The organism is Duganella rhizosphaerae, assembly GCF_040364205.1.
In the GTDB taxonomy this organism is placed as follows: Bacteria; Pseudomonadota; Gammaproteobacteria; order Burkholderiales; family Burkholderiaceae_D; genus Rugamonas; species Rugamonas rhizosphaerae.
This window is the reverse complement of the sequence record NZ_BPWK01000009.1, coordinates 206,653-219,046: the sequence shown is the minus strand read 5'-3', so window position 1 is coordinate 219,046 and position 12,394 is coordinate 206,653. Positions and strand designations below refer to the sequence as shown.

Below are 12,394 nucleotides of genomic sequence, written 5' to 3'. Positions count from 1 at the left end.
TGGTTTGTTGTTTGCGTTACACCAGTACTGCGTTGATCTCTGCTTCCGCCGCCGCCTGCGCCTTGGCCACCGCTTCAGGACCCATGCCCAGGCCTTCGGCGAAGATGTATTGCACATCGCTCAGACCTACGAAGTTCAGGAACATCTTGATGTGGGCCAGTTGCGTGTCGGTCGGCGCATCGCGATGCAGGCCGCCACGCGACAGCGCCACATACACTTTTTTGCCGGTCAGCAGGCCTACCGGGCCGGTCGGACCGTACTTGAAGGTCACGCCGGCGCGGGCAATCGCGTCGAACCAGCTTTTCAATTGCGCGGTGATGCCGAAGTTGTAGGTCGGCGCACCGATGACGATCACGTCGGCAGCTTGCACCTGGGCGATCAGCGCATCGTCCAGCGCCACGCGGGCCGCCTGAGCTTCGGTACGCTGGTCGGCCGGCGTGAACAGCGCTTGCAGGGTCGGCTCGTCGATCACCGGATGCGGATCGGTTGCCAGGTCGCGGCGCAGCAGCGTTGCGGCCGGATTGGCGGCCCGGACCTTGGCGACGATGGCGTCGGCCAGGCGGGTGGATTCGGAACCGGTGCTGCGGGCGCTGGAGTTGATTTGCAAGATGTTCATGGTGTTGCTCCTGTTGTCTGGTTTGTGTTGCGATGGAGTTACTTTAATCGTTTCATATTCGTTCCGGAAGCCGTTAAAATGGATAACATTAATCCATTGATGGAACAATTGAGGAGTAAATGCGTGGAAATCGACCCTGGAGACCTGCTGTTATTCGCCCGCATCGTTGAATGCGGCAGCTTCAGCCTGGCGGCGCAGCGGGTGCAACTGCCGAAATCGACGGTATCGCGCCGGATTTCGCTGCTGGAGGCGCATCTGGGCGAGCGCCTGCTCCAGCGCACCACGCGCAAGCTGGTGCTGACCGAATTCGGCGCCAGTCTGCTGGAACATGCGCGCCGCGTGGCCGACGAAACCGAGCAGGCCGGCGCGCTGGCGCAGCACCGGCAGGGCGCGCCCAGCGGCCTGTTGCGGATCTCGATGCCGGCCGACTTCGCCAACGTGGCGATGGGCGCGATGATGACGCGCTTCATGCACCAGTACCCGGCCATCGCGCTGGAACTGGACTTGTCGCCGCGCCGGGTCGACCTGGTGGCGGAAAATTTCGACCTGGCCATCCGCATGGGCAACCTGCCGGACGACGCCTCGCTGGCCGCGCGCCGGGTCACGCTGAGCAAGATCGCCCTGTACGCGTCGCCGCTCTACACCTCGCTGCGCGGCCTGCCCGAACACCCCGACGACTTGTTCAAGCACGACCTGCTCAGCCTGCCGCCACGGGTGAACGGGCTGATACGCTGGAAGCTCTTGCGCGGCAAGACGGAATGGGAGCGCGAATTGCCGGTGCGGCTGCTGGCCAACTCGCCGGAACTGCTGGTGCGCATGGCGGCCACGGGCGTGGGCATCGCCGCCTCGACCGAGCTGATCGCGCGCGAGCATGTGCAGACGGGGGCGTTGGTGAGGGTGCTGCCGGAGTGGTCGTTCCCGATCGTGACCGGGTGGGCGGTCTTCCCCGGCCGCCGGCTGATGCCGGCCAAGACCAGGGTGTTCCTCGACATGCTGGAGGCTGCCTTCGAGGAAGGCCGGCCGGTCGGCGTGTAGGGCTTACTGCTTCAGTTGGGCCATCGGCTGGCCCAGCTGGACGGCGCCGGCCGGTTGCCACGCCGGATTGAAGCTCAGCACATCCTTCGGGAACAGCATGACGACGGTCGAACCGAGCAGGAAGCGGCCCAGTTCCTCGCCTTTTTTCAGCACGATGTTCTGGTCGTCGTACTGCCATTCGCACACATGCGGCATGCGCGGCGGATTGACCACGCCGTGCCACACGGTGGCCATGCTGCCGACGATGGTGGCGCCGACCAGGGTCATCACGAACGGGCCGTTGGCGGTGTCGAACACGCACACCACCCGCTCGTTGCGGGCGAACAGGCCGGGAATGCCGCGCGCGGCGGCCGGGCTGACCGAGAACAGCTCGCCCGGCACGTAGATCATGCGGGTCAGCTTGCCGTCGCAAGGCATGTGGATGCGGTGGTAGTCGCGCGGGCTCAGGTACAGATTGGCGAAGCTGCCGTTCCGGAACTTGGCGGCCAGCTCGGCGTCGCCGCCGACCAGCGCGGTGGTGCTGAAATTGTGGCCCTTGGCCTGGAAGATCTGGTCATCCTTGATGTCGCCGAACTGGCTGATGCGGCCGTCGATCGGGCAGATGAAGTCGGCGTCGGCGATCGGGCGGGCGTCGGGACGCAGCGCGCGCGTGAAGAATTCGTTGAAGCTGGCGTAATGGGAAATGTCCGGATCAAGCGCCTCGTCCATATTGACGTTGTACTTGCCGACGAACCAGCGTATCAGCCAGGTGGTCTTGCTGCCGCCCTTGGCGCCGGCCACGCGGCCGGCAAAATTGGTCAACGCTCCCTTGGGAAGCAGGTAGTGTGGCAGGACGGCAAGGCGAGACACGATAGGGTATCCATACAATAAACGATCGCGCATTATAGCGCCGGGGTTTAGGAATTCGTACTAAACAATCCGAGCGTCTTGTTAAATGCTGAACATTTTGAATAAATCAAGGCATAATGCAGGCTCGCCACTTGTCCGACCACTTGCCCTTAAGAATCATGCCTGCCCGCCAATTTCGCCTGACGCAGATCGCTGCCGCCGTCCTGTCCATTTACTTCGCCGCCGGCGCCGTCCACGCCGAGGCCGAGGCGCCGGAAGCCCCCGCTAAACAGCTTAAGCAGGCCAAGCCGGCCGAAGCGGCGCCGATGCAGAAGGTGGAGATCAAGGGCGCCGCCGCCAGCTATGACGCGCGCCGCGATGATACCGCTAGCAAGACCGTCGTCACCAGCGAGGAAATCCAGAAATACGGCGACACCTCGGTCAACGACGTGCTCAAGCGCGTGCCCGGCATCACCGTCAGCGGCGCGGCCGGCCGCAGCGGCGGCGAGATCCGCATGCGCGGCCTGGGCAACGGCTACACCCAGATCCTGATCAACGGCGAGCGCGCCCCGGCCGGCTTCGCCATCGACAGCCTGTCGCCCGACGTCATCGAGCGCATCGAGGTGCTGCGCGCCGCCAGCGCCGAGTTCAGCACGCAGTCGATCGCCGGCACCATCAACATCGTGCTGAAGAAGGCGCTCAAGGCGGCCCAGCGCGAAGTCAAGTTCAGCGAAGGCAAGGGCAGCAAGTTCAGCTCGCCGTCCGTCAGCCTGCAGATGTCGGACAAGCTCGGCAGCACGTCCTACTCGTTCGGCGGCAACGCCTGGCGTTATATGTACAACCGCGTGACGCCGTCGTTCGATACCGGGACCGACGCCGCCGGCGTCCCCAACCTGGACCGCGCCGCCACCTGGCACGACCAGGGCCGCGCAGACGGCATGAATTTGTCGCCGCGCATCAACTGGACCTTGGACAACGGCGACACGCTGACCTCACAAACCTTCATCAACCTGAACCAGTTCGTCAGCAACAGCCACAGCCGCACCAAGACCACGGTGGGCAAAGGCCCGGACTACGACCGCGTCGACAGCACCTTCAGCAGCCACAACGGCTTCGGCCGCAGCGACCTGAACTGGGTGCACAAGCTGGGTGAGGGCGCCAAGCTCGACCTGAAGGTCGCTGTCAGCGACAACCGCAACACCGCCGATTCCCTGCAGTTCGGCGGCAACAACGGCCTGCCGGCGACGCTGGCGCGCACCGTCATCTCGACCAGCAGCGAGCAGGGCTTCAGCACCCAGGGCAAGTATTCGCGGCCGCTGACCTTAGCCGCGGCGCCGGTCGACGGCAAGGGCGAGGCGCCGACCGAGCACGCCTTGGCGATGGGCTGGGACGCCGGCATCACCCAGCGCGACGACCACCGCAGCCAGCGCGAAGCGGCGCTGCCGGGCGGCCTCCCGCCGGACAACAGCGACGAGGGTTTCTCGGCCAAGGTCACGCGGCTGGCGCTGTACGGCCAGGACGAGTGGAACCTGACGCCGCAATGGTCGCTCTACACCGGTCTGCGCTGGGAAGGCCTGGACACCCGCAGCGACGGCAACACCTTTGACGCGGTACAGCAGCGCTCCAGCGTGTTCAGCCCGCTGATGCAGACGCTGTTCAAGTTCCCCAACAAGAAGGACCAGCTGCGCGTGGCGCTGACCCGCACCTACAAGGCGCCGTCCACCTCCAGCCTGATTCCGCGCAAGTTCACCTCGACCAACAACAGCCCGACCGAACCGGACCGCCGCGGCAATCCGCACCTCAAGCCGGAACTGGCGCTGGGCCTGGACGCCTCGTTCGAACATTACTGGGGCGAGGGCGGTCTGCTGAGCGCCAGCGCCTCGATGCGCCGCATCGACAACTACACCCACCAGGGCCTGCTGTACGAAGACCAGCGCTGGGTCTCGACCTCGATCAACGACGGCCGCGCCGAAACCCGCGGCATCGAGCTGGAAGCCAAGTTCCCGGTGCGCGCGCTGATCGAGCACGCGCCGGCGCTGGACCTGCGCGCCAGCGTCAGCCGCAACTGGTCGCGCGTGGAAAGCGTGCCCGGCCCCGACAACCGCCTCGATCAGCAGACTCCACTCAGCGCCACCCTGGGCGTCGACTACAAGAGCCCGAACGGCATGCTCAGCACCGGCGGCAGCTTCAGCTTCCGCAACGGCGGCCTGGCCCGTTTGAGCGGCACCCAGGGCGGCTACACCAGCGTGCGGCGCGACCTGGACGTGTACGCGTTGTGGAAAATCGACACCCAGAACAATCTGCGCGTCGCCGTGTCCAACCTGCTGGCGCAGGACTACACGACGGAAAGCCTGTACAGCGACGCCAGCGGCACGCAGAACCGGCTGACGGTGGCCAGCGGCGAAACCCAGTTGCGCGTCACCATCGAAAAGCGGTTTTGACGGCGTGATTCCGAGGTGCAGTGATTCCAAGATGATATGATGCTGCAGTGTACTTATTGCAGCGGGCCTCCCCTGAAAAAGCCTAAAGTTACCGAGATGCTCCAGCCCGACGACGACAGCCTGCGTCTGGCGCTGGCCGAGGTGCGCGATTTGCAGCGCACCGTGGTCGTGCTGCGCTCGGAGTTGGAGCTGTCCCACAACGAGCGCCAGCACGCGGTGCAGGACGCCTTGTCGTTCGCCCACAGCGAGATCAGCCAACTGCGCGACACCGTCGCCGCCCTGCGCACCAGCCTGGAAAAGCTGACGCAGGAAAAAATCGACGCGCTGCAACAGGCCAACACCGTCCGCCACGCCGAAATCGCCCAGCTGCACGACACCATCCGCGCGCTGCGCGACACGCTGGAGGCGCGCGCATGAGAGATCCCGTGTCGACCTCGAAGCCTGCGATCCGCAGCGTGCCGGCCAAGCCGGTCGTCAAGGGCGAGGCCGCCTCGGCGCAGGCAGTGGCCGGCGCCCAGCGCAAGCGGCTGCGCCAGGTCGAGCTGCTGCTGGAGGTGTCGCGCCGCATGGCCGCCTACGATACGCTGGACGAAATCCTGACCGCGCTGATCGACGTCACCACCGAGGAACTCGATGCCGAGCGCGGCACGCTGTTCCTCAACGACGCCGAGACCGGCGAACTGTTCTCGCGCGTCGCGCAGGGCAATATCCAGCGCGAGATCCGCTTCCTCAACCACACCGGCATCGCCGGCCACGTGTTCACCACCGGCGAGGCGGTCAGCATCGCCGACGCCTACGCCGACCCGCGCTTCAACCGTTCCATCGACGAGCAGACCGGCTTCGTCACCCGCAACATCCTGTGCGTGCCGATCAAGACCTTCAAGGGCGAGATCATCGGCGTGTCGCAGACGCTCAACAAGCGCCGCGGCAAGTTCACCCGCGCCGACCTGCAATTGCTGGAGGCGCTGACCACGCAAGGCACGCTGGCGCTGCAAAGCGCGCGCTTCCTCGAAAGCATGAAGAAGATCCGGCGCCAGGAGATGGAATTCATCGACGTGGTGTCCGAGGTCACGGCCGACATCAAGCTCGGCTCGCTGCTGCAAAAAGTGATGGGCGAGGCCACGCGCCTGCTCAACGCCGAGCGCTCGACCTTGTTCCTCAACGACGAGAAAACCGGCGAGCTGTGGTCGGAAGTGGGGCAGGGCCTGGAGTCGCTGCAAATCCGCCTGCCCAACACGGCCGGCATCGCCGGCGCCGTGTTCACGTCCGGCAAAACCATCAACATCCCGTACGCCTACGCCGACCTGCGCTTCAATCCGGCGTTCGACAAGCGCACCGGCTACTTCACCCGCTCGATTTTGTGCGTGCCGATCGTCAACAAGGCCGGCAAGATCATCGGCGTGACGCAGGTGCTCAACAAGCGCGGCGGCCCGTTCACCCACGAGGACGAATCGCGGCTGCGCGCCTTCACCGCGCAAATCTCGATCGCGCTGGAAAACGCCAAGCTGTTCGCCGACGTCCAGCAGATCAAGAACTACAACGAGGCCATGCTGGAGTCGATGTCGAACGGCGTGATCACGCTGGACGGCCAGGAGCGCATCGTCACCTGCAACGCCGCCGGCCTGCGCATCCTGCGCACCGCGGCGGACGGCATCGTCGGCCGTTCGGCGGCCGATTTCTTCGGCGCCGCCAACAGCTGGGTGCTGGACAAGCTGCGCCAGGTGGAGGAGAACCAGTCGGCCGAGCACCTGATGGACGCCGAACTGGTGCTCGACGACGCCACGCTGTCGGTCAATTTCAGCGTGCAGCCGCTGCTGTCGATGGAGAAGAAGCGCATCGGCTGGATGCTGATGCTCGAAGACATCTCCAGCGAGAAGCGGCTGCGCTCGACCATGTCGCGCTACATGGACCCCGGCATCGCCGACCAGATGGTGGCCAACGGCGCCGAAATGCTGGGCGGTAAAAACGTGCACGCCACGGTGCTGTTCTCGGACATCCGCAGCTTCACCACCATCACCGAGCAGCTGGGCGCGCAGGGCACGGTCACCTTGCTCAACGAATACTTCACGATGATGGTCGACTGCATCCAGCGCGAAGAGGGCATGCTCGACAAGTTCATCGGCGACGCCATCATGGCCGCCTTCGGCATCCCGGTCGGCCACGACGACGACGCCGACCGCGCGCTGCGCACCGCCATCGCCATGATGAACGAGCTGGGCGCCTGGAACCAGCTGCGCGCGCGCGAGGGCAAGCCGCCGGTGGAGATCGGCATCGGCCTCAACACCGACCAGGTCGTGTCCGGCAACATCGGCTCCAAGAAGCGCATGGACTACACCATCATCGGCGACGGCGTGAACCTGGCGGCGCGGCTGGAATCGGCGTGCAAGCAGTACGGCGCGCGCATCCTCATCAGCGAGTTCACCTACCGCGCGCTGCGCGGCACCTACCGCCTGCGCGAAGTCGACATCGTGGTGGTCAAGGGCAAGACCCAGCCGGTCTCGATCTACGAGGTGATGGACTTCCACAGCGAGGACAGCTATCCGAACCTGGCCGAGGCCATGGGCCTGTTCCGCAACGGCCTGCAAAGCTACCGCAAGCGCCACTGGGCCGCCGCCGGCAGGCTGTTCGACGAGGTGCTGGCGCTCAATCCGCACGACAAGGTGGCCGCGCTGTACATCGAGCGCTGCGGCCTGATGGCGGCCACACCGCCGCCCGACGACTGGGACGGCACTTTTGTCATGGAATCGAAGTGAAGATCCCCCGCAGCACGCTGGAACAATGGCAGGTCTTGCAGGCGATCGTGGAATGCGGCGGTTATGCGCAGGCGGCCGAGGCGCTGCACCGCAGCCAGTCCTCGGTCAGCTACATGGTGGCCAAATTGCAGGAGCAACTGGGCGTGGAGCTGCTGGAAATCGACGGCCGCCGCGCGCGCCTGACCAGGAACGGCGAGGCCCTGCTGGCCAAGGCGCGCGAGCTGCTGGGCGCCGCCTTCCAGCTGGAGCAGCTGGCCGCCAGCCTGGCCGAAGGCTGGGAGCCGCAGGTCGGCATCGCGGTCGACAGCCTGTTCCCGGTCGAACTGCTGGTGCAGGTGCTGCGCGATTTCGAGCCGTGGGCCAAGCACACCCGCGTCAACCTGGAGGAGACCATCCTGTCCGGTTCCGAGGATGCGCTGGTGGAGCAGCGGGTCGATATCGCCATCGCCAGCCGCGTCCCGCCCGGCTTCCTGGGCGATGCGCTGATGGATATCGAATTCGTCGCCGTGGCCCATCCCTGCCACCCGCTGCATGCGCTGGGCCGCGAGCTGGAAGTGGACGACCTGAGCCGCAACCTGCACATCGTGGTGCGCGATTCCGGCACGCTGAATCCGCGCGACCATGGCTGGCTCAACAGCAATCAGCGCTGGAGCGTCACCAGTCCGCACACGCGGCTGGAGATGATCTGCAACGGCCTCGGTTTCGGCTGGCTGGCCGAGCACAAGATCCAGACCCAGCTGGAGCAGGGCTTGCTCAAGCCGCTGCCGCTGCGGGTGGGGCAGCGCCGCAAGCTGTCGCTGTCGCTGATCGTCGCCAACCCGGAAGTGGCCGGCCCCGCGACCTGCCGCCTGGCCAACCTGATCCGCAAGGTCGTCAAGGACGGCATCGAGCACCGCCCCCTGTGCGAATGAACGGTAATTGAGAATTGTTCGCATCCGCGATGAAACTTTTAGTATAATCGGCGTCCTCTTTTGATGCCGAAGCCAATGTCCACCGCCCACCATCCAGCTCACCGACCGTCGCGCAGCCTGCGCCGGATCATCCGTCCCGGCGTGCTGTGGCTGCACCGCTGGCTGGGACTGACGCTGGGCCTGGTGCTGGTGCTGGCCGGCCTGAGCGGCAGCCTGCTGGTGTTCCAGCACGAGCTCGACGCCGAATTGAATCCCCGGCTGGTCCACAACGCCGTGCCCTGCGTCGCGCCGCTGGATGTGGCCAGCGCGGTCGCCAGCTTGCAGCGCGTGTGGCCGCAGGCCAAGGTCAGCTCGGTGTACCTGCCCAGCCATGCCGGCGCCAGCTACGGCCTGTATTTCAAGTCGCCGGGCGTGGCCGACAACGAGGCCATGCTGGACTCGTGCAGCGGCGCCTTGCTGGGCAGCCGCAATCGCGAAGAAGTCGGTTTCGACGCGCCGCATCTGGTGCCGACCCTGCTGCGCTGGCACAACAGCCTGCTGCAAGGCAAACCCGGCCGCGCCGCGCTGGGCTGGCTGGCGCTGGCCTGGGTGGCGCTGTTGATCGCCGGCCTGCTGCTGGCCTGGCCGACCCCGAATTCCACGCCGGGCTGGCAGCGGGCTTTGCGGGTCAATCTGCGCCAGAACGCCTACCGCGGCCATTTCGACCTGCACCGCTCGGCCGGCCTGCTGGCGATCGTGCTGATGCTGGTGGTCGCCGTCACCGGCTTTTATAACGGCTTGCCGGAGCTGGGCCGCGCGCTGGTGGGACAGGTGGCGGCGGTCGGCGCCGAGCACCGCAACATCGCCATGCCGTCCGTGCAAAAAGGCGAGACCACGATTTCCTGGAACGACGCCAAAGCCATCGCCGAGCAGCACCTGAGCGACGGCGCCGTGCTGCTGGCGCTGCAACGCCAGCCGGACCGCGGCCTGTACCAGGTGCGCCTGCGCCGCGCCGACGACTGGCAGCGCACCGGCACCTTGCGCCTGCTGATCGATATCCGCAGCGGCGCCGTGATTGAAACGGTTAATCCGCTGGCCGGCACTGGCGGCGACCGCTTGCTGGCTTCTTTATTTCCGCTGCATTCAGGCCAATTCGGCGGTGCGATAGGCCGCTGGCTTATGGTGATTGCCGGTTTGTTGCCGGCCTTATTCTTTATAACGGGACTCTCCACCTGGGTATTGCGGTATCGCCGTAAAAGCGTCTGATACGCGCTTCATTTGAACAACAGTGGTGGAAATTATTCGTTTTTATCGCTATATTGGTATTTGTCACATATATCTCTGGAGAATCAGCGCAAAGTTATGGTAAATTGCGCTAATCAATTCTCACACATTGTCACCAGTGGTTTTTTTTAGTATCTAACCCGCCGATAAGAAGGAAATAAGATGACGACTTACCAGGAATACAAAGCAAAGATCGCCGAACTGGAAAACCTGGCCGAAAGCGCCCGCAAGAATGAAATCGCGCAGGCCAAAGAGAAAGTCACGGCTATCATGCGTGAATACGGCCTGACCGTGGCGGATCTGGGCGGCGTAGCCAAGGTGAAGACGGTCAAGACCCGCGCACCGGTGCCAACCAAGTACCGTGACGACGCAACCGGCCAGACCTGGACCGGCCGTGGCCGCGCGCCAAAATGGCTGGAAGGCAAGGACAAAGAGCAGTATCTGATTAAGTAAGCTTAGTCGGCAAGCTCGCTGCAAGGCCGGGGTGTGCGGGTTTATATTTCTTATAAACCCCGGCTCCGGCTTTTCTCTTTTGGGACGCGATCCATGATGCGCCGTGCCGCAGTATTATTCTCCGCTTTAATTTCCCTCTTTACTCCCGCCACGCAGGCCGCCGACAGCTTATTAAGCCCGGACCGCGTCTGGACCGGCGACGGCCCCGCGCATGACGATTGGTCGGTGCTTATCGTGCAGGGCAAGATCGCCGCCGTCGGCCCCGGCGATAAAATGAATGTCCCCGCCGGCGCCGAGCGTATCCGCCTGCCCGGCGCCACGCTGATCCCGGGATTAATGGATCTGCATTCCCATGTGTTGCTGCATCCGTATAACGAAACCTCGTGGGACGACCAGGTCTTAAAGGAGTCGGTGGAATACCGCACCTTGCTGGCGGCACGCCACGCCGCCGCCACATTACAAGCCGGCTTTACCACGCTGCGCGATCTGGGGACCGAAGGCGCTTTGTATGCCGATGTCGCGATTAAAAAAGCGATAGAAGACGGGGTTATTCCCGGTCCGCGTTTATTCATCGCCACCCGCGCGATTGTCGCCACCGGCACTTATGGTCCGTCGCCGCGCAGCTATCGCGCCGACGTCGACCTGCCCAAGGGCGCGCAGGAAGCCAGCGGCGTCGACGAGGTCACGCGCGCGGTGCGCGAGCAGGGCGCGCGCGGCGCCGACTGGATCAAGGTCTACGCCGACTATCGCACCGGCGCCGACGGCGGCGCCCACGCCACCTTCTCGCAGGCCGAACTGAATGCGCTGGTGGCCGCCGCCCACGAATCGGGCCGCAAGGTTTCCGCGCATGCAAGCACCGACGAAGGCATGCGCCGCGCCGTGCTGGCCGGCGTCGACAGCATCGAGCATGGCTACGGCGGCAGTGAGACCACCTTCCGCCTGATGGCCGAGCGCCGCGTCGCCTATTTCCCGACTTTGACGGCGCCCGAGGCGACCAGCGAATACTTCCAGAAATACCAGCGCGGCGGGCCGCCGACGCCGTCCATGCAGGCCGCCGCGCGCGCCTTCCAGCTGGCGCGCAAGCTGGGCGTCGTCATCGGCAACGGCAGCGACGTCGGCGTGTTCGCCCACGGCGACAACGCGCGCGAGCTGGAGTGGATGGTCAGGCTGGGCATGACGCCGACCGAGGCGCTGCAAGCGGCCACCGTGGTCAACGCGTCGGTGCTGGACCGCGGCGCCTCGCTGGGCCGGATCCGCGTCGGCTACCTGGCCGACTTGGTGGCGGTGCGGGGCGACCCGACCCGGGATATCGCCGCGCTGCGCAGCGTTGCTTTTGTGATGAAAGACGGCCTGGTTTTCCGCCGGCCTTAAGGAAGCCGTAAGGTTAGTGCTGTCTGTCTAAACCGAGCACAGCCATTTCATGCGATGATAGCGGAATGGCATCAATTCCTCTTTTTCCGCTTAATACCATCCTGTTCCCGGACGGTCATTTGCCGTTGCAGGTGTTTGAAGTGCGCTACCTGGACCTGGTCAAGCGCTGCATCGCCCGCGGCGAAGAATTCGGCGTCGTGCCGCTGCTCGAAGGCAGCGAAACCCGCGTGCCCGACAAACATGAAACGCTGTCCTCCGCCGGCACCATGGCACGCATCCTCGACTGGACCGCGCCGCTGCCGGGCCTGCTGCAAATCTCCTGCATCGGCACCACGCGGTTCCAGATCAAATCCGCCGAGCAGCTCAAGCATGGCTTGTGGATGGCCGAGGTAGAGGAGGTGGCCGAAGACATGGTGGTGCCGGTTCCCAGCGAGCAGCAGGACGTCGCCAACGCGCTGGGCTCCCTGATACGCTCCTTGCAGAAGAAGCAGATCTCCACCGCCAACATGCCGCTGGCGCCGCCGTACCGGCTCGACGAAGCCGGCTGGGTGGCGAACCGCTGGTGCGAGCTGCTGCGGCTGGACGTGGAAGAGAAGCAGCGCCTGCTGCTGCAGGAAAATCCGGTGCTGCGCCTGGAGCTGATCCAGGACGTGCTGAGCGAGAACGGCTTGCTCGACTGAACATGGCCCCATCGCCGGGCGCCGCGCTGGCTCTGTGCCCCGG

General features: G+C 65.0%; 11 protein-coding genes. 9 read left to right on the top strand and 2 right to left on the bottom strand.

Going from position 1 to position 12,394, the window contains the following annotated elements:
- Positions 1 to 16: 16 nt before the first annotated feature.
- Positions 17 to 616 carry an FMN-dependent NADH-azoreductase gene (locus tag RUGAMON1_RS20535; RefSeq protein ID WP_445232274.1) on the bottom strand — a complete coding sequence of 200 codons (600 nt, stop codon included), beginning with the start codon at positions 614 to 616 and terminating at the stop codon, positions 17 to 19.
- 123 nt (positions 617 to 739) lie between these two features.
- On the opposite strand from RUGAMON1_RS20535, the gene RUGAMON1_RS20530 reads away from it, so the two are divergent.
- Positions 740 to 1,651, top strand: a complete 912-nt coding sequence (locus tag RUGAMON1_RS20530; protein WP_445232273.1) for a LysR family transcriptional regulator — start codon at positions 740 to 742, stop codon at positions 1,649 to 1,651.
- A 3-nt stretch (positions 1,652 to 1,654) separates the two neighbouring features.
- Here RUGAMON1_RS20530 and asd read toward each other — a convergent pair whose 3' ends face one another.
- Positions 1,655 to 2,503 carry an archaetidylserine decarboxylase gene (asd, locus tag RUGAMON1_RS20525; protein ID WP_445232299.1) on the bottom strand — a complete coding sequence of 283 codons (849 nt, stop codon included), beginning with the start codon at positions 2,501 to 2,503 and terminating at the stop codon, positions 1,655 to 1,657.
- 155 nt (positions 2,504 to 2,658) lie between these two features.
- Between asd and RUGAMON1_RS20520 the strand changes: the two genes are divergently transcribed.
- From RUGAMON1_RS20520 to RUGAMON1_RS20485, 8 genes are all read left to right on the top strand, one after another.
- Entirely contained in the window at positions 2,659 to 4,920 is a 2,262-nt protein-coding gene (locus RUGAMON1_RS20520) for a TonB-dependent receptor plug domain-containing protein (protein ID WP_445232272.1), read from the top strand.
- A 96-nt stretch (positions 4,921 to 5,016) separates the two neighbouring features.
- Positions 5,017 to 5,337, top strand: a complete 321-nt coding sequence (locus RUGAMON1_RS20515; RefSeq protein WP_445232271.1) for a hypothetical protein — start codon at positions 5,017 to 5,019, stop codon at positions 5,335 to 5,337.
- Entirely contained in the window at positions 5,334 to 7,673 is a 2,340-nt protein-coding gene (locus RUGAMON1_RS20510; protein ID WP_445232270.1) for a GAF domain-containing protein, read from the top strand. The genes RUGAMON1_RS20515 and RUGAMON1_RS20510 overlap by 4 nt, the downstream gene beginning before the upstream one ends.
- The gene (locus RUGAMON1_RS20505) at positions 7,670 to 8,584 is read left to right on the top strand and encodes a LysR family transcriptional regulator (protein WP_445232269.1); all 915 of its coding nucleotides are present in this window, start codon (positions 7,670 to 7,672) and stop codon (positions 8,582 to 8,584) included. Before RUGAMON1_RS20510 ends, RUGAMON1_RS20505 begins: the two co-directional genes overlap by 4 nt.
- Positions 8,585 to 8,659: 75 nt before the next feature.
- On the top strand, positions 8,660 to 9,829 hold the full coding sequence (locus RUGAMON1_RS20500) for a PepSY-associated TM helix domain-containing protein (protein ID WP_445232268.1): 1,170 nt from the start codon (positions 8,660 to 8,662) through the stop codon (positions 9,827 to 9,829).
- A 180-nt stretch (positions 9,830 to 10,009) separates the two neighbouring features.
- On the top strand, positions 10,010 to 10,300 hold the full coding sequence (locus RUGAMON1_RS20495) for an H-NS histone family protein (RefSeq protein ID WP_008447725.1): 291 nt from the start codon (positions 10,010 to 10,012) through the stop codon (positions 10,298 to 10,300).
- A 93-nt stretch (positions 10,301 to 10,393) separates the two neighbouring features.
- Positions 10,394 to 11,671, top strand: coding sequence for a metal-dependent hydrolase family protein (locus RUGAMON1_RS20490; RefSeq protein WP_445232267.1), 1,278 nt, complete (start codon positions 10,394 to 10,396; stop codon positions 11,669 to 11,671).
- Between the two features lie 65 nt (positions 11,672 to 11,736).
- Positions 11,737 to 12,351, top strand: coding sequence for an LON peptidase substrate-binding domain-containing protein (locus RUGAMON1_RS20485; RefSeq protein WP_445232266.1), 615 nt, complete (start codon positions 11,737 to 11,739; stop codon positions 12,349 to 12,351).
- Positions 12,352 to 12,394: the final 43 nt, after the last annotated feature.